This is a genomic window from Absiella sp. AM29-15, assembly GCF_003434225.1.
GTDB lineage: Bacteria > Bacillota_I > Bacilli_A > Erysipelotrichales > Erysipelotrichaceae > Hoskinsella > Hoskinsella hominis.
The window spans coordinates 1-17,939 of the sequence record NZ_QVFL01000010.1 but is presented as its reverse complement, the minus strand read 5'-3'; the positions used below and the strand labels follow the sequence as shown (position 1 = coordinate 17,939).

The window sequence follows — 17,939 nt, the reverse complement described above, 5'->3', positions numbered from 1 at the left end:
TATTAATGACTTGTTTTTTTGATAATCAGATTACCAATCAGCTGAATTACACTGATCAATACTAGAATAATTAAGATGGTACACCAGATCATATCGGTATAGTTCATCTGATATCCATAACGAATTGCGAAATCACCTAATCCACCTGCACCGATGGCTCCGGCCATTGCGGTTAACCCAATCAAATTGATAACGGTAATCATGGTAACACGGGCAATACTTGGAATACTTTCACGTAAATATACACGTGTAATGATTTCAAATGGTGTAGCCCCCATTGCCTGACTTGCTTCAATTAAACCGGTGTCTACTTCTGATATTGCCGTTTCAATCTGTCTGGAAAAGAATGGCACAGTACCAGCAATCAGGGCAACATAAGCACCCTGTACACCTGAACCAGTCCCTACAATTGCACGGGATACAGGAATCAATAATACCATCAGAATCAAGAATGGCACTGAACGAATCACATTAATCAGTTTATCCAAAATATTGTAAATTACTTTATTTCTTAAAATACCACCAGGTCTTGTGACGATTAAAATCACACCAAAGATGATACCAAAGATAAAACTGATGATACCGGATACAAATACCATCTGCAAGGTTTCTATGGTACATTTCCATAATTCCTCGCCTAAAAGCTCTAAATTAGGAGCTAAGGTATATAGAAAATCTAACATTCTTTCAACACCTCCACTTCAATGCCACAAGCTACAATGTATTCCTGTGCTTGTTCAATATCTGCTTTATCTCCGCTTAAGATAATGGCAAGTTTTCCCAATGGCGAATGTTTTAAGACCTCTACATTGCCAAAGATGATACTTGCGTCCACATGAAACTTACGGGATATCGCAGAAATCAAAGGCTCTTTTGTTTCTACATTGGCATATGTCAACATTAACATTTTTTCACCAGGTTTCAGCTTAGTGATTTCACTGTCTGCCTCAATCAGTTCATAGATTTTATTAACGTTGCTTGCGGTTTCGATAAAATTCTTTGTAATTGGTGCTTGTGGATGAGCAAAGATTTCCAGAATATCTCCCATTTCTTTTACTTCTCCATTTTCCATTACCGCAACACGATCACAGATATCTTTAATGACACCCATCTCATGGGTAATCAATACGATTGTAATTCCCAGCTTTTCATTTACCTGTTTTAATAGTTTTAAAATTGCCTGCGTTGTTTGTGGGTCCAGTGCACTGGTCGCTTCATCACACAACAAGACGTCAGGATCATTGGCAAGTGCTCTTGCGATTGCGACACGCTGCTTCTGTCCACCGCTTAATTGTGAAGGATATGCATCCTTTTTTTCTTTCAAATCGACAAGCTCCAATAAAGATAGAATTTTCTTATCTAATTCTTCTTTTGACAACTTGCTGTGTTTTAATGGAAACGCCACGTTTTGATATACTGTACGTGAACGCATCAGATTGAAATGCTGAAAAATCATACCAATCTTCTTTCTTACTTCACGTAATGCTTTCGCATCCAAGCGCATCAAATCCTGCCCATTGACGATGACACTTCCTTCACTTGGTCGTTCCAATAGATTGATACAGCGAACAAGCGTTGATTTACCAGCTCCACTAAATCCGATGATACCAAAGATTTCACCATCCTGAATATCCAGATTTACATTTTTTACCGCATGGACATCATTTCCATTTACCGTAAATGTTTTACTGATGTTTTGTAATTTAATCATCCTTTAACCTCCTATCACATAAAAAAGCTTCCATCCTCATAGGACGAAAGCTGCATTCGTGTTACCACCTATCTTCATCACAACTTCACAGTTATGATCTCATCAAGTACGTCTGTTTACCAGATTATACTCTATCGCTTTAACGGGCGAACACGTCGTAATCTAAAGCTGGCTCTCGACTACGCGACTCCAAGACCATTTTCAGCAGGCAGTTTCTTCTTTCTCTTTCACCATACGAGAACTCTCTGTATAAGTCTTCCCTGTTTACTCTTCTTTTCAACGTCATTTTGTATCTACAAAAAAGATTACTTGATTTTTTTGTTTTTGTCAACCGTTTTGTTCATTTTCATGTAGCAGGAATACACTTTCCTTACAATCAAGCATAAATCCACAACTTTTCAGATGTTTTCTTATGTAAATATTATGTTCATCAATATCCGCAATCAATGTATGTATTTGTGCCAGATACGCCATATGTATTGCTTTTTTCAATAATAATTCACCATAATGATGTCCCTGATAAACAGGATCAACACCAATATAATAAATTCCTCCAATATCTTCTAAAAGTCTGTTTACGCAAACAAAACCAATAGGTTTCTCTTTTATCACAAGCACCTGAAACAAATCCTTCTCCTGCCGCATTTCCTCATACAACTGCTTTGCGCCATCTTGCCTGTGCCCTTTTAAAATCAATCGATCATATGTTGTTTCATTCACACGTTGAATGATTGAGATAATTTCTTCCTTTTGAAGCTTATCTGCTTTTTGAAATAAATGATCATCTGATTCCTGTAAATGGCATGTTACGGTATAACTCTCTCTTTTGATTTCTGTTTGAAAATACTTTCTTAACGTAGTATAAATTTTCTGATAATTCTTTTTATCTCCATATAAATCTATTCTCCAGTTTATCGTGGTATCCAAATGTGATAAAACAGTTTTCATAAACTGATCTGTTTCATCTTGAGAAATATCTTCAATTGTGAAATAGCCAAGATACTTCATTTGTGGAAACACCACGATTCTACAAACACAGCGTTTATTTTTTATCGCGATATAACAGTTTTCTAATGGTAATCCTTCTTCTAAATTTTGCGCAAGCGACTTGTTTTGCTGGATGCTTGATGAAGGCATCTGAATCATGACCTTCATCCATTCTTTGTTGCATTTCATTATGTTCATGTTTTCCTCTCCTTTTATACAATTGAAGTTGCAGATAAAGGAAAAAAAGTATCCCAAAGGATACCCAGCTACTGTTTCTTCATCAGGTGTGCTGTATTTTTCCTTTGTAGTATATTATGATTTTTCATACAGACCACCTGCCTTTCGTTGTGTTTATTTTATCATTTCTTTTGTGTGTTTACAATTAAGAAAGCCCCATTTCAGGTAAGAAATGAGGCTTCTTTTGTTATAATTGCTGAATCCACGCTTTTAATTCTTCATCACTCGCATCTGCATCAAAACGTTTTCCTTCTTTTAATACAGCACCTGGGCAGGATGGTTTTAATTCCTCATTGGTTTTTCCCATCTGACTAGAGCCGGATGTCGCAAATGGAATGATTGTTTTACCTTTTAAATCATACTGTTCTAAAAACGTATTGATAATGGTTGGTGCTACATACCACCAAATAGGAAATCCTATATAAATCATATCGTATTGATCTATATTTTCTACCTTATTTGCAATTGCTGGACGATAAGTCTTATCTTTCATCTCAATAGAAGAGCGGCTATTATGGTCCATCCAATCCAGATCTTTTGATGTATATGGAACTTCTGGTATGATTTCATGTACATCTGCATCTGTCAAAGAGGCCAATCTTTTAGCTAATTTTGCAGTAACTCCACTTGCGGAAAAATATGCTACCAAAGTATGACTCATAACAAACACCTCCTCTTATAGATATGTTACTGTTTCAGATAATGCTTTTCTTAGTTCATGATTGGCAAGAGGTTTTGTGCCTTCACTGGCATACCCTAGATCTAAGATCATCAACACTTCTTCATTATCTGGAAGTGCAAATTCTTTTGCGACAATTTCCGGGTCAAAAAAGTTAACCCAGCAGCTATCTACACCAACTGAGTGTGCTGCCAGCATCATATGAGTTGCCACAATTGTCGCATCCTCAATACCGGAATCACGTTTTTCGCCAGGATATGTAAAGACATGATGCTTATCAAATGCCACAATGATCACGGTGGCTGCCCCATATCGACATGGTGTAACCTTGTCAATTTTGTTTAATCCTTCTTGAGATTGAACAACATAAATACGCTGCTCCTGAAGATTTTTAGCAGTTGGTGCTAATCTTCCAGCTTCTAAAATGATATCCAATTGCTTTTGATCCACTAATGTACCATCAAAGCTTTTACATGCATAACGCTTTTTCACAACTTCTTGAAATTCCATAATGATGCCTCCTTTATATACCTCTATTCTAATACTGCCAATTCAAAATGTCTAATGCCTATCCAGCATGATTTGATATACGTAGCATGTATAGATATCAATCAATTTCTTCAAAATAGAACATATCCTCAAACTTTTGATCTAAGGCAATACATAAGATCAACGCAAGCTTTGCGGTTGGATGAAATAAACCAGTTTCAATCGATGAGATCGTTTGGCGAGATACGCCGACCATCTCTGCTAATTCTCCCTGTGATAACTTTTTTTCTTTACGAGCTTCTCTGATATGATTTTTAAACATTAACTTTTCATTCATAATGACATCCCTAAATAGTTCCCATAAACAATTTAAAAATAAATATAGCTGCCCCAAATCCAAAAAATAAAGCACCAATTAAATTTGCGATTTTTCGTGTGTAATAATAACTTGTGACTTGATAAATACATAATCCTAAAATACTTGGTCCAAACAGAAAATGAGCCTGTTTCGCATCTTCAAAAAATAATATCCGGTATAAATAAAATACACAAACCAAAACTTGTATCGCGATAAATCCATTCGCATAACTTTGGCGTTCCACAAACAATTTTCCCTCATCACGTTTCTTATTTTCTTCTCTGCTTAAAGCTAAAATTTTATCTTTTTCCATAGGTCATGCCTCCCAGTTTCTTCACTTACAATATAGCGGTAAAATTATTAATTGTCAATAAAACTTGTCATTTTTTGCAAACAAAACTTTACATTTTAAAAAGCAGCTTGCAATTCATGGAAAACATGGGATAATTCTTACAAGAAAGGGGAATTTCTATGGCATTTATTTCTTTATTTTTGATTTTACCAATGCTTGGCATCGTTTTTACTTTAGAAGTGTTAAAATTATTGGTGCCAATTTATATCGGTTGGGCTGTTTTTATGATCATTGTGGCCATTGTTGTATATGTATTATTGAAACGTAAGCATATGTTTGATCGATATCATGAAGGATGGAAGAAAACCGCAATGACTATTTTAAAATATTTTATTATATTAGATGGTTTATTTTATCTATTCACTATCTTTGCGGCCATTTATTTTCTTTGCGTATTTCCATAAAAAATGAAAGCGGATATTCTCTGCTTTCATTTTATTTTATATTTTAATTTATATGTTTTACCTTCACTTTCATCATCAAAATATTCTGTATATGTCATCATGATCTTCGTAGCACTGTTTGATATAATAAAAATCAGTTTACCGCTTTTTGACTCCTGAGGTTTCAGGGCATATTCATCTGGAAACTGATTTCTGACACCAAAATTATTTTCTGCTTCATAAGGGCCATCCTGATCAAAGGTGATCATAAAATCATCCTTATACATAGTCAATATCTCATTTGTGATATTGGTTACCTTTAGATGCAGTATCAAAAACTGTGCGCCATCATCAACGATAAAATCATCAATTTCTTTACCCGCAAGTTCTATCTGGGTTAATTTACAAGTAAAGAAAATCGTTTGAAATTCATTGATCATCGCCTGATTGGGACAGTAATCATTGGTTAACAGGATATTGTTTCTATTATGTTCATGTTGCAGTATCTCCATTGTTTTTCACCTCTATACCATACTATATGATATCATTGTGAAAAACTGTCGAACTTTGTATCAGACAATCACATTTGGATAAATTCGTACACCTTTTTTAATCACCTGATAAATTTTTTGATCCTGCAGACTGGAAAACATTTCCTCTAAATCTAAGGCGTTTACCAATAACATATCTGCCTGCATTCCTGTATCAATAATACCGACATGTTTTAACCGCAGACGTTTCGCGGGATATTTACATAATGCATTCAATAAGGTGACACAGGATATCTGCTGTTTGATATGATACATCTGCGCACTTAATAAAGGATTTTCACTGTTATAGCCAGCACTTAGACAAAAGTGTTTGCGTTTTTGATTTTGTTTTAATATTGTTTCTAAGTCCATGATGGGATATCCATTTGCCTGTTTTCTTTGCCAGTATATTTCATAAATAAATGATTCACAATACCAGATTGGCTTTGGTTCTTCGATATATAAACTGGTTACACCATGACGCATATAGGAAATCGCTGTTTCCTGCAGGATTCTGGCTTCATCAAATCGATGTAATTTGGGAAGATTCATACAAACATCAATAAATCCAGGCACCATGATATGTCCTGTCGCATCCACAACACGCGTATCTTTATCGATTAAATGGGAATAATCCTTCACACCTACTTCAATAATGAAATCATGATAGATTCCAACATAGGCATTCGATAAAACCACCATATGATGGCCAATTTCTTTACATGTATATAATTTATGTATATGGGTAATCAGTAATGTTGCTTTTTTTCTCACTTGCATTCTCCTAATCGCTTATCTTTATTATAAGACAATTTCACATAGAATGGTATGTTTTTTATGATATAATGAGGTAGAAAGGAGGCATTTTATGTTTGAAAAATTAAAACAATACTTCCAGAAAAATGAAAACCAGACAGTTTCTGAACCTGTCATCATTACAATTCATGGTTATGGACGACGTACAAAACATGAGTTTGATAATTTTAAATTGTGGGGAGAAAAAGATGGTTTCACCATAATTACATTTGATATGTATGATATATTCGATGCATCTGATTGTGATTGGAAAACCTGGCTGCAACGGGCAAAAGATGTAGTCAAAGAATATAAGAAAACAAAACGCCCCATCTATCTGGTTGGCTTTTCCATGGGTGGTGTCATTGCCAGTTATCTAGCGGCGACCTTCCAGGTGGATCGTTTGGTATTAATGGCTCCTGCATTTAGTTATATTAATATGGATTCTGTTGGTGGTGTGATCAGTAAAACAGCCGCCAGTCTTTGGTCAAATGAGAAAAAAGAAGAAATCAAGCTTCCTTCCTCGTTTTATAGTGCCTTCACAGATATTGTGAAGAATCTGAAGAAATATATTACCGATGTAGAATGTCCTGTCTTGATCCTGCATGGAGATGAGGATGAAGTAATTTCTATCAAAAGTTCTTTATGGGCATATGATAAAATACCTCATGATCATAAGAAAATGGTAATCCTACATGAAGGGCATCATCGTTTGTTGATGGATGAAAAAGTCAATTGGGAATGTTATATCCTCATGAAGGCCTTTTTGAAAAAACAGATTTTAGGCGATCAGGAAATAGTGATGGCAAAAGATATCATGGAAGAGCTTTTAGAAAAACAAAGAGCGATGCATATGGATAATGAAAAAGAAATCAGCGAAGAGGAGTCTTCTAACTGATTTCTTTTATTTTATTTATGGGGTGCTATATTTCTTTCATAGAATTTTTCATATACGTTGGTAAAGAAATTGCCTTTGCCAGTTTTGTGATAACGGATAATCAACAAGGTTAATAAGATACCCGCAAGAGTTGCGCACATCACATCTGTAATCGTATCATGTACCCCTTGTGAATAATGATTAATACAATCATTATTAAAGAATACCAGCATGGCATATTCATAAAATTCCCAGATTTCACCAACTGCGATATTGACAGCATTAATAAATACCAGAAATACATGATAATCTGTTTGATCTTTGAATTTGTTGCTTTTTTTCAAAAAGAAATACAAAATGACTGCCAGGGTCGTAATGAACCATCCACTTGAAAAATGCAGTACTTTATCAAATCCGGTATAAGAATACCAGTGGAATCCACTGCCAATCAAAGACGCAAAGTAGGTAAATATCGTAGATACGATATAGATTTCATATACTGGTTGAAAATGAAATATTTTAAATGCTACAGGTACGATCAATGGGGTTAAAATAGCCACAAAGCTCATTCCAACAGCATTCCAATCCTCATTTGTAATGCCTCTATAAAAACTAAATACCAGTGTAATGGCATAAATCAATACACAAATATGGAAGACCCGCTTTAAGAAAGTCTCTTTTTTATCCATGTTTTACATCCTCCAACATTTTCAATTTTAAATCCAGCAGCTTTTTGCTTAAGTCCACATAATAAGTCTGCGGATATTCAAAACGTAAGATTTCATCCCACATACATTGAAATTCTTGTTCACTATATGCACGGATTTCTTCAAGTTTTGGGACATCATATACCAATTGTCCTTCTACAAAAATTGGTTCTAATAAATCTTTCACAATATAGTTGCCTCCTGGAATAGTCTTATTCTTCCAGCTGTTCATCTGATGATAGATCGTTAAGTCTTTTTTGGGATCTATCACTTCTCCATGAAGCGTCATCAAATCACCAATCGCTTTGCCACTTTCTTTATCATAAATACGATATAAGTCTTTAAAGCCTGGATTGGTCACCTTTTCTACATTTTCACTTACCTTGATTTTAGGAATCATTTCTCCATTTTCATACACGGAGCTCATTTTATAAACCCCACCAAATACTGGTGCTGATTTACTACATACTAAATTTTCCCCAACACCCATGCTGTTGATCTGTGCTCCCTGATCGATCAATGATTTAATCAGGTATTCATCTAAAGAATTGGATACGACAATATTACAGTCCTGCATTCCTGCCTCATCCAAAGCTTTACGAATTTTCTTTGATAAATAAGCCATATCACCACTATCAATTCGTACTCCCTGCATACGATAGCCATTAGGTTCTAAATAATCTTTTGCGACACGTATCGCATTGATCAATCCACTGTTTAATGTATCATAGGTATCTAAAAGCACAGTACAGCTGTCTGGATAGGTTTTCGCATACGCTAAAAAAGCTTCATATTCACTGTCAAAAGACTGGACAAAAGAATGTGCCATAGTACCAAGTACCGGCATACCAAACTTTTGACCGGCATAGGTTGTCGCAGTCCCTGCAACACCTCCAATATAAGCAGCACGTGCCCCATAGTTTGCGGAGTCAAAATTATGCGCACGGCGAGCACCAAATTCCATGATAGCCCTGCCTTTTGCGGCTTTTACGATTCTTCTAGCCTTTGTGGCAATCAAAGTCTGATGATTGATACATAATAGCATTGCTGTTTCAATCAATTGTGCATCTATGATTTTCGCTTTTACACGAATCAAAGGTTCATATGGAAATACAGGTGTCCCTTCTTTGATTGCATAAATATCTCCTGTAAAAATAAAGTGACGCAGATAATTTAAAAACGGTTCACTGAACTTATGTAATGAACGAAGATAAGCAATGTCCTCATCTTCAAAATGAAGATTCTGAATATATCCAATCACTTCTTCCAATCCCGCAAATACCGCATAACCGCCTTCATCTGGATTTTTACGATAAAATAAATCAAACGTTACTATACGATCACGATGATCAGAATTAAAATAACACTGACTCATTGTGAGTTCATAAAAGTCCATGACAAGACTTAAGTTGCGTTCATCACGAAAATCAAATTTATAATCTAAACTATTCATGTTTATTTCCCCTCTCTTAAACTTTTCACCATAAGGATTCCATTGGCTTTCATATTTGCGATTGCAAATTCGTTACAGCTATATGCATCATGGATGCCTTCTATATGATATGTATCTATGGTATTCACTGGAATGATGATACGATGATCAACCATATTATGCTCATTGAACCACGCATTTAAACAAAGCGCAAACTGTAAGATACAAATATCACTGCAACATCCCATTATGATGATATCCTGATAAGCATCCAAACGTTTTTCTTCAATAAAAGATTGAAAATCCATACAGGTAAATGTATTGGTACTGTTTTTATGAAATAGTTCATGAATATATGGCTGTAGTTCTTCGACTACTTCACTTTCCCTTGTGCCAATCACACAATGAGATGGAAATGATAGAAACTCTCTTGTTTTTGGTGGATGTGCATCTGCGATAAAGATATTACGGGTATCCAGTGCTTCTAATACCTCTATGATATTCTGCGTGATTTCATTGATTGCCTCATCTGCCAATGCGCCTTCATGGATAAAGCCATTGATCATATCCACAACGAATACGATTGGATCTTTGATATCCATAACATGCATGTCAGATAATTGCTGCATAAACATTTCGCTAACTCTTGCCATAGAAAATCTCCTTTAAAAATTTTTATACTTCTTTATTATAGACTTTTTTTATTTGATTTTAAACAAAAAGTAACGATTTCTCGTTACTCATGCTTTATAGATAGATATATAACCACATTCTTCAGGTAAATCCATTCATATATAAGGCAGCACACCATTTTCTATTCGTTCTAACAACTGTTTGCCATCTATCTTAATCACCTCTTGAACATTTCGCTGCATCAATTGCCAGTACGATCATCAAACATAGTAAGGCATCCTCATCTCTTTCAATATCCAAAACGTAAGTATCGCTGAAGTGAAACAGTTCTTTTGAAGCCTGCATAATAATACGTGTATCATTTAAGACGGTATAATCCCATTCCATAAAATCACCTTCTACACGCCAATCGTTACATGTCAGATGAAATTTTGGACGAAAGAATGTAAATTCTTTTTCAATCTTTCCAATCTCTATACCATGATCATATAGGATGAATTTTGGTAAAAGTGTCAATACTTCTTCTTTTACTTCTCCAATCTGTAAATGCATCTGATCATAGATCAATAATTTATGTCCCCAGGACAGTTTTCCTTCTACCTGAAACAGCGTTTCTCCATTTTCATTATAGATATCATAACTGTCAAACCAGCTAAATATTCTTTGTTTAAATAATAGTTTCATATGCTTCCCTCATTTCTTATTACTTTTTCACGATATCACATTATAAAAGAAATGAAAAGAACTGAAATAAAAATACTGCTACGCCATAAGGAATGATGATCATCATCGCAATGGATAATGCCAACATTTTTTTACCATATTCATGATAGAGCGCTTGTAAAGTCATAATGCATGGAATAGATAGTAATACATATACCATAAAACAAAAAGCTCTTAAATTTGCGTATTTATCCTGCCATAGGTTTTTTACAGCGATCACAGCACCCTGATCTTGAGATTTTAATTTTACATTTGGAAAGAACGTATCGTGAATACTGCTTTTGATAGCATGCAGGGTTTCCTCTTTGATGGATTGTATATCTTTTTCTAAATCAATTGGCGCTGGTTTTGCGTCTTTATCTCCTTCTAACACTGTTCCAAAATAGCCAACGATGGTTTCTTTGGCGATGATTCCTCCTGGTAACGATGCCACACATTCCCAACGATTTCCAAATCCTGCCGGTTCAAAAATGGGAGCGGCCGTTTTCGCAAATGTTGCCATATAGCTTTCAGATAAATTACCAGTTGGAAAATAACTGATTCCCCATAAAATTACCATTGCCCATAAGACGATACCAAAGGCTTTTTTTACATAGTTTTTCACTTCTTCTTTGACCTTATGAAATACCACATGAAAATTAGGCATATGATAGTTTGGCAGCTCTAAAACGAATAGTCCATCCTCTTTAAATGCTTCCTGTTTACTTAAAAGAAAGGCCAGAATCAAGGCAATCAGGATGCCAATGCCATATACACTCAATATCATCAAAGAAGCTTTATGTGGAAAGAAAGCAGATGCAAATAATACATAGACTGGAAGTCTGGCACCACAGGACATAAAGGGTACTAAGACAGCGGTTAAACGTTTTTGATGTTCATTATCCAAAGTTCTTGTCGCATAAATGGCTGGTACATTACAGCCAAAGCCTAATAATAATGACACAAAACTTTTTCCACTTAGATGAAAGGTATGCATCATACGGTCTAATAGAAAAGCAATTCTGCTCATATAGCCGCTTTCTTCCAAAATGGATAACACCATATACAGAATTGCCATTAAAGGCACAAAGGTCAATACACCACCTACCCCTGCTAATATACCATCCAGCAAAAGATGTTGAAATGCGATAGGAAACGATAGAATTGCGTGGGCAAGATATTTTTTCAAGATATCATTTATCAAAAAGTCTATGAGTGCATTATATGGTGCACTGAATTGAAAAACAAATAATAAAAGAAACGTAAAGATCACAAAAAAAAGTGGCAGACCAAAATATTTATGCAGCAGGATACGATCTATTTTCCGTGTAAAAGCAAATCGCTTTTGTTCATCTTCTTCTACATAATTCATTAAAGAAGCTATCACATGATACCGGCTTTTTTCTATACGCTCTTTATTCATTCCCTGTGACAGTGCTTTGATAGCTTCCAGATCTATTTGCCATCCCTCCAACTGTTTCCATGCTGTTTCCTCCTGTTTTAAAACCTGTAAGGTAAATACATGACGATGTTGCTCATTCCATGTAACATAGGATGGTAAATGATCATCCAGATAGTTATATACATGCACATAGATTTCTACATCTTCATTAGATAATAATGGATAATAAAATCCATCCTGATGAATCTGTGTACAAATGGCATCCCAAACAAGTTGTTTATCTTTTTTACGAAATGCGCTCACACACAGAATCGGTATCTGTAAACGCTTGGAAATTCTGGTATGGTCGATATGTATGGCACACTTTTCTACTACATCCATAAAGTTAAAAATGATCAGCATGGGAATCTGTAGTTCCCTTAACAACAGCGTTAGATACAGGTTATGAGAAAGATTACTAGCATCCACAACATTCACAATCAGATCAACCTGTTCCTTTTGAAGAAAATCACTGGTAATACGTTCTTCATTTTCTTGTTTATTCAAGCTGTAACAGCCAGGCAAATCAATCAGATGATATAGATTCCCATGGTATTTGATGGTTGCCTCTTTACGCTCTACTGTTACACCAGGCCAGTTGCCGACTTTAAAATCTGCATCACTTAATGCATTGATCCATGCACTTTTTCCAACATTGGGATTTCCTACAAAAGCAATTGTATATTCCTTCATAAACATTTCACCTCAATTCTTTGTGCATCCTGCTTTCTTAAAATCAGATGTGTTCCCTGTACATAAAACAGATAAGGATCTTGAAGGGGCGCTTTTTGTATCAGCCTGATGATTGCACCTTCATAAATACCTAGATAAAATAATCGTTTGGTATCTGCTTCCTCCATATGTACTCTTATAACTTCACATAGCTGCTGTTCCCTCATTTCACTTGCATTCATCTTTATCACCATACATAATATACAATGTAGAAAACATAAAAAAAGTCGCAATATTACGATAGATTCTGGTTATATTTTTCATTATGAATGAATATATTTTCATAAAATATGAAAAAATTAAATTTTTTATTTTCATTTTTGTAATTTGCGTTTATAATATAGGCAGGCTAAAGGAGGAAATTGTATGGCTAAATTAGATTTCGTAAAAGAAGCAGTTCGTAAACGCAACCCAAATGACGCAGAATTCATTCAAGCTGTGGATGAAGTAATGCTTTCTCTTGAGAAAGTTGTTGAAAAACATCCAGAGTATATAGAAAAAGGTGTATTTGAACGAATTATTGAGCCAGAACGACAAATCATCTTCCGTGTTCCATGGGTCGATGATTCTGGAAAGGTACAGGTGAATCGTGCATACCGTGTGGAATTCAATTCCGCAATTGGACCTTATAAAGGTGGACTTCGTTTCCATCCAAGCGTAAACATCAGTATTATCAAATTCTTAGGATTTGAACAGATCTTTAAAAACAGTCTGACTGGACTGCCTATGGGCGGTGGAAAAGGTGGAAGTGACTTTGATCCAAAAGGTAAAAGTGACGCAGAAGTCATGCGTTTCTGCCAGAGTTTCATGACTGAATTATGTAAATATATCGGACCAGATACCGATGTACCTGCTGGAGATATCGGTGTTGGCGGACGTGAAATTGGTTATATGTTTGGACAATACAAACGTATCCGTAATGAATTTACTGGTGTATTAACTGGTAAAGGTTTAAACTGGGGTGGTTCTTTAGCAAGAACACAGGCTACCGGTTATGGCTTATGTTACTTCACAAATGCGATGTTAAAAAACAAAGGCTTATCATTTGAAGGTAAGAACGTGGTTGTTTCAGGTAGTGGCAATGTTGCTATCTATGCCGCAGAAAAAGCTATGACATTAGGCGCAAAAGTTATCGCAATGAGTGATTCTAGTGGATATGTTGTAGATGAAAACGGCATCAACTTAGATGTAATGAAAGAAATCAAAGAAGTAAAACGTGGCAGAATTCATGAATATGCTGAAAAAGTTGAAGGTGCTACTTTCCACGCTAAAGAAAGCATTTGGAATGTACCATGCGATATCGCATTACCTTGTGCTACACAGAATGAATTGAAAAAAGAAGACGCAGAAACATTGGTAAAAAATGGTGTCATCGCTGTATGTGAAGGTGCCAATATGCCGACAACACCAGAAGCCATTGAAGTTTTACAGGCAAACAAGATTTTATATGCCCCAGGTAAAGCAAGCAATGCAGGTGGCGTCGCAACTTCAGGACTTGAAATGTCACAGAACTCAGCACGTTTAAGCTGGACATTTGAAGAAGTTGATGAAAAATTAAAAGGCATTATGGAAAACATCTTTGATACAGTTTCTAAAACTGCTGAAGAATATGGCATGCCAGACAACTATATGGCTGGGGCAAACATTGCTGGATTCATCAAAGTCGCAGATTCTATGATTGATCAGGGTATTGTATAATACACGTAAAGAAAACCGATGAAATTCATCGGTTTTTTCTATGTTCATTCACAAAAAAAGGAGCAGATCACTACTCCAACTTTCGTTTACTCTTCTGTTTCCATATGGCGTTTAATAATAGAACTAATCAAATCAGCAGCCAGTTTTGGATCATCATTACATACAATATACTTGTAATTATCCATCATCTTCATTTCTTTGCTGGCTTTTGCTAAACGCTGCTGTACGATTTCTTCTGGTTCACTTCTTCTACCACGGATACGTTTTTCCAATTCTTCCATGTTTGGTGGTATGATAAAGATCGTTAATGCGTCAGGACATTTCTCACGCACCTGCGTTGCACCCTGTACTTCAATTTCCAGTAAAACATTTTTACCTTCATTACGAAGTTTTTCAACTTCCTCCATAGGCGTACCATAATAGTTACCTACAAATTCTGCCCATTCCAGCAGTTCCCCGTTCTTGATAGCTTCCTCAAACGCTTCTTTCGTTGTAAATATGTAATCAACACCGTCTTTTTCACCAACTCTAGGACTTCTTGTCGTCATAGATATGGAATAAGCCAGTTTCAGTGATTCATCATTCATAAAGTAGCTTCGAATAGTACCTTTTCCAACACCACTTGGGCCACTGATGATGATCAACAATCCTTTCTTCATACGCTCACCTCTCAACATCTTTATAAACATTTTACTAGCTGGAACCATCAATGTCAAACAAGTTTCATAAAGATTTTCATTTTTATGTTATAATAGGAGCATTGAGGTGAGAAAATGGCATTAGATGGTTTATTATTAAGACAGCTGTATCATGAAATCAATACCTGTCTACCTGCAAAGATTTTAAAGATTCAGGCAGTTAGTGATACGGAATTACTTTTTACCCTTCGTACACAACAAGGTAATCAAAAACTGATGATTTCTTTACATAGTGTATATAACCGTATCAATATCACGAAGGAATCTTATACAACGCTGGAAGTTCCGGGTAATTTTGTGATGCTGTTAAGAAAACAGATAGATGGTGGTATTATTCGTTCTATGGAACAAATTGGATTAGATCGTATCCTGCATATGGAAATTGAAGCCAGAAATGAAATGGGCGATATCCATGTAAAACATTTTTATGTAGAGCTCATGGGCAAATATGCCAATGTGGTATTAGTCGATGAGGACATGCGCATTATTGATGCGCTAAAGCGTATTCCGCCTTTTGAAAACAATAGTCGTACCATTCATCCTGGGGCAGCTTATGTATTACCTGCACCCCATGTTGGGAAACAAGATCCCTTTCATCATGAAGCATTTGATCTTGAAGAATCTTTCACAAAACAGTTTCACGGATTTTCTCCATTGTTGAGTAAAGAAATGCAATATCGTATAAAACAAGGTCAATCATTTGATGAAGTCATGCAGGAAATTGCATCATCAAATCAATTATATATCAGTGATGTTGAGGACAATATGTTTTTCCATTGTATTCCTTTGCTTCATTTAGGAGCACATTATCGTGTGTACCCTTTGATGAAAGGTATGGATATTTTATTTTATCATAAAGAAGAAAAAGTGCGGATCAAACAACAAAGCGGAGATTTATTCAAAGCGTGTCGTAAAGAATTAAGAAAAAATGAATCTAAGCTTCCAAAACTGAAGCAAAGTCTAAAAGAAGCACTGGATTGCGATAAATATCGTGAATACGGTGATTTATTATTTGCCTATCAACATACGCTGCAAAAAGAAAAAACGATTGTACTTCCCTCTTTTGAAACCGGTGAAGATGTAAAAATTCCGATTGATATGCGTTTTGATTTAAAAACCAATGCAAATAAATTTTATCAAAAATACCATAAATTTAAACGTGCACAGAGTATTTTAAATGAACAGATCGAACTGTGTGAAAAAGAAATCCGCTACTTTGAAGCTATGGAAGTACAACTGGAGCAAGCTGGTATACAAGATGCCATCGAAATTCGTGAAGAACTGGCAAAACAAGGCTATGTAAAAGCATATAAGAGCCGGATACGTAAAAAGAAGAAACAGGAACTGCCCCATTATGATACATTTCAGTTTGAAGACGTTACATTGTATCTGGGAAAAAACAACCTGCAAAATGAATATGTTACATGGAAGCTTGGAAGAAAGAATGATACATGGTTTCATGCCAAAGATTTACATGGTGCCCATGTGATTATCACAACCCCTGATCCAGATGAACAGTTGATTCGTGATGCTGCCATGCTTGCGGCATGGTATAGCAAAGGACGTTTTTCATCCAGTGTTCCTGTGAATTACTGTTTAGTAAAACAATTGAAAAAAATACCTGGCAGTAAAGGCAGCTTTGTATCTTTAAGTACCTATAAAACTATTTATATCGATCCAGACGCTGCTTATATTCAACAACTGATTGATGAACATATGGTTCATCAGAAATAAGGAGGAGCTTATGGGACTGTTTTCTAAGAAAAAAGCGAAAAAAGAAATACAACCTGCTGTTGAAGAAGTAAAAGATGAAGAATTGGATGCAACTGGATGGCATGCAATTACACAAGCTTTTGAAAAGCTTTATCCAGATCAGAAGGATCCCAGACACTATGGTGTTTTGATTCCATGGCGATTAGGCGGCAATGATCCTTTACAAGGTATCAGTATTTATGAAGCAAGTGATTATTATCACTTTGTAACCTATGGTTTTAGTGAGCTGTATGAAAAAGAATTTGAAAATAAAGAATATAGCGGTTATGGCTTTGAGTTGACCTTAAAACTAAAAAAAGCAGGTTTATCTGATGATGAAGCTGAAATCAAAGGCATCTGTGGTATCCTTCAGGCATTAGCCAGAGAAACCTTTCAACATGGTGATATCTTTCAACCTGAAGAATATATCTATACAGGGCAGAAAACCGGTATGGATGTAAAAGCTGAAAGTAAGATTACAGGCTTTATCACTACCTTAGATGAAGCAGGCGAAATTGATACCCCAAATGGCAAAGTACAATTTGTACAGCTGATTGGTATGCAGGATCAAGAACTTCAAGCAATCGTAGATCATACCTATCGTGTCCATGATCTATTAGAAAAACTGCCAGATACCCTGACAGATTATACAAGAGAAAGTGTTATATAATATAAAAAAAGAGAAGAAATGAACCAATGCCAATAAGTTAAGGGTATTGACAAAAACAAAAATCAGGAATATAGCT

General features: G+C 35.5%; 21 protein-coding genes and 1 other annotated feature. Of the genes, 5 read left to right on the top strand and 16 right to left on the bottom strand.

Translation table 11 applies throughout. The features are described from left to right. Positions 1 to 2: 2 nt before the first annotated feature. The 7 genes from DW761_RS11060 to DW761_RS11030 form a co-directional block, all read right to left on the bottom strand. Positions 3 to 683, bottom strand: a complete 681-nt coding sequence (locus DW761_RS11060; protein ID WP_117452446.1) for a methionine ABC transporter permease — start codon at positions 681 to 683, stop codon at positions 3 to 5. Then, positions 677 to 1,711 (bottom strand): methionine ABC transporter ATP-binding protein, encoded by a 1,035-nt coding sequence (locus tag DW761_RS11055; RefSeq protein WP_117452447.1) that lies wholly within the window; start codon positions 1,709 to 1,711, stop codon positions 677 to 679. Before DW761_RS11055 ends, DW761_RS11060 begins: the two co-directional genes overlap by 7 nt. Positions 1,712 to 1,747: 36 nt before the next feature. Continuing rightward, positions 1,748 to 2,000 (bottom strand) — a binding site (T-box leader). Positions 2,001 to 2,038: 38 nt separating this feature from the next. Further along, the gene (locus DW761_RS11050; RefSeq protein WP_117452448.1) at positions 2,039 to 2,896 is read right to left on the bottom strand and encodes a GNAT family N-acetyltransferase; all 858 of its coding nucleotides are present in this window, start codon (positions 2,894 to 2,896) and stop codon (positions 2,039 to 2,041) included. A gap of 226 nt (positions 2,897 to 3,122) precedes the next feature. Further along, entirely contained in the window at positions 3,123 to 3,596 is a 474-nt protein-coding gene (locus tag DW761_RS11045; RefSeq protein WP_117452449.1) for a flavodoxin, read from the bottom strand. A 15-nt stretch (positions 3,597 to 3,611) separates the two neighbouring features. Then, positions 3,612 to 4,124: a nitroreductase family protein gene (locus DW761_RS11040; RefSeq protein WP_117452450.1), complete on the bottom strand. Its 513-nt coding sequence runs from the start codon at positions 4,122 to 4,124 to the stop codon at positions 3,612 to 3,614. A gap of 97 nt (positions 4,125 to 4,221) precedes the next feature. Beyond that, the gene (locus DW761_RS11035) at positions 4,222 to 4,440 is read right to left on the bottom strand and encodes a helix-turn-helix transcriptional regulator (protein ID WP_117452451.1); all 219 of its coding nucleotides are present in this window, start codon (positions 4,438 to 4,440) and stop codon (positions 4,222 to 4,224) included. Between the two features lie 10 nt (positions 4,441 to 4,450). Then, positions 4,451 to 4,774 carry a DUF6442 family protein gene (locus DW761_RS11030; protein ID WP_117452452.1) on the bottom strand — a complete coding sequence of 108 codons (324 nt, stop codon included), beginning with the start codon at positions 4,772 to 4,774 and terminating at the stop codon, positions 4,451 to 4,453. Positions 4,775 to 4,932: 158 nt separating this feature from the next. Here DW761_RS11030 and DW761_RS11025 point away from each other — a divergent pair, with 158 nt between their 5' ends. After that, entirely contained in the window at positions 4,933 to 5,217 is a 285-nt protein-coding gene (locus tag DW761_RS11025; RefSeq protein WP_117452453.1) for a hypothetical protein, read from the top strand. Positions 5,218 to 5,243: 26 nt separating this feature from the next. Here the strand turns inward: DW761_RS11025 and DW761_RS11020 are convergent, their stop codons facing one another. Both DW761_RS11020 and DW761_RS11015 read right to left on the bottom strand, forming a co-directional pair. Beyond that, complete coding sequence (locus tag DW761_RS11020; RefSeq protein ID WP_117452454.1) at positions 5,244 to 5,708, bottom strand: DUF4352 domain-containing protein; 465 nt, start codon at positions 5,706 to 5,708, stop codon at positions 5,244 to 5,246. Positions 5,709 to 5,768: 60 nt separating this feature from the next. Beyond that, on the bottom strand, positions 5,769 to 6,500 hold the full coding sequence (locus DW761_RS11015) for an amidohydrolase family protein (RefSeq protein ID WP_158552154.1): 732 nt from the start codon (positions 6,498 to 6,500) through the stop codon (positions 5,769 to 5,771). A 94-nt stretch (positions 6,501 to 6,594) separates the two neighbouring features. Here DW761_RS11015 and DW761_RS11010 point away from each other — a divergent pair, with 94 nt between their 5' ends. Further along, positions 6,595 to 7,419: an alpha/beta hydrolase gene (locus DW761_RS11010; protein ID WP_117452456.1), complete on the top strand. Its 825-nt coding sequence runs from the start codon at positions 6,595 to 6,597 to the stop codon at positions 7,417 to 7,419. 11 nt (positions 7,420 to 7,430) lie between these two features. Here DW761_RS11010 and DW761_RS11005 read toward each other — a convergent pair whose 3' ends face one another. From DW761_RS11005 to DW761_RS10980, 6 genes are all read right to left on the bottom strand, one after another. After that, the gene (locus tag DW761_RS11005; RefSeq protein WP_117452457.1) at positions 7,431 to 8,087 is read right to left on the bottom strand and encodes a hypothetical protein; all 657 of its coding nucleotides are present in this window, start codon (positions 8,085 to 8,087) and stop codon (positions 7,431 to 7,433) included. Continuing rightward, positions 8,080 to 9,558, bottom strand: a complete 1,479-nt coding sequence (locus DW761_RS11000) for a nicotinate phosphoribosyltransferase (protein ID WP_117452458.1) — start codon at positions 9,556 to 9,558, stop codon at positions 8,080 to 8,082. The genes DW761_RS11005 and DW761_RS11000 overlap by 8 nt, the downstream gene beginning before the upstream one ends. Positions 9,559 to 9,560: 2 nt before the next feature. Further along, a complete protein-coding gene (locus DW761_RS10995; RefSeq protein ID WP_117452459.1) occupies positions 9,561 to 10,190 on the bottom strand; it encodes a cysteine hydrolase family protein in 630 nt (209 codons plus the stop codon). A 193-nt stretch (positions 10,191 to 10,383) separates the two neighbouring features. Continuing rightward, positions 10,384 to 10,854, bottom strand: coding sequence for an LURP-one-related/scramblase family protein (locus tag DW761_RS10990; RefSeq protein ID WP_117452460.1), 471 nt, complete (start codon positions 10,852 to 10,854; stop codon positions 10,384 to 10,386). Positions 10,855 to 10,894: 40 nt separating this feature from the next. After that, positions 10,895 to 13,006, bottom strand: coding sequence for a ferrous iron transport protein B (gene feoB / locus DW761_RS10985; RefSeq protein ID WP_117452461.1), 2,112 nt, complete (start codon positions 13,004 to 13,006; stop codon positions 10,895 to 10,897). Beyond that, a complete protein-coding gene (locus DW761_RS10980; protein ID WP_233513085.1) occupies positions 13,003 to 13,239 on the bottom strand; it encodes a FeoA family protein in 237 nt (78 codons plus the stop codon). Before DW761_RS10980 ends, feoB begins: the two co-directional genes overlap by 4 nt. A gap of 172 nt (positions 13,240 to 13,411) precedes the next feature. Here DW761_RS10980 and gdhA point away from each other — a divergent pair, with 172 nt between their 5' ends. After that, positions 13,412 to 14,743, top strand: coding sequence for an NADP-specific glutamate dehydrogenase (gdhA, locus tag DW761_RS10975; protein WP_117452463.1), 1,332 nt, complete (start codon positions 13,412 to 13,414; stop codon positions 14,741 to 14,743). A gap of 86 nt (positions 14,744 to 14,829) precedes the next feature. On the opposite strand, the gene gmk is transcribed toward gdhA, so the two are convergent. Then, on the bottom strand, positions 14,830 to 15,402 hold the full coding sequence (gmk, locus tag DW761_RS10970) for a guanylate kinase (protein ID WP_117452464.1): 573 nt from the start codon (positions 15,400 to 15,402) through the stop codon (positions 14,830 to 14,832). A 114-nt stretch (positions 15,403 to 15,516) separates the two neighbouring features. Here gmk and DW761_RS10965 point away from each other — a divergent pair, with 114 nt between their 5' ends. Together DW761_RS10965 and DW761_RS10960 are read left to right on the top strand one after the other, a co-directional pair. Further along, on the top strand, positions 15,517 to 17,175 hold the full coding sequence (locus DW761_RS10965) for an Rqc2 family fibronectin-binding protein (RefSeq protein ID WP_117452465.1): 1,659 nt from the start codon (positions 15,517 to 15,519) through the stop codon (positions 17,173 to 17,175). A 10-nt stretch (positions 17,176 to 17,185) separates the two neighbouring features. Beyond that, the gene (locus DW761_RS10960) at positions 17,186 to 17,863 is read left to right on the top strand and encodes a suppressor of fused domain protein (RefSeq protein WP_117452466.1); all 678 of its coding nucleotides are present in this window, start codon (positions 17,186 to 17,188) and stop codon (positions 17,861 to 17,863) included. Positions 17,864 to 17,939 lie beyond the last annotated feature (76 nt).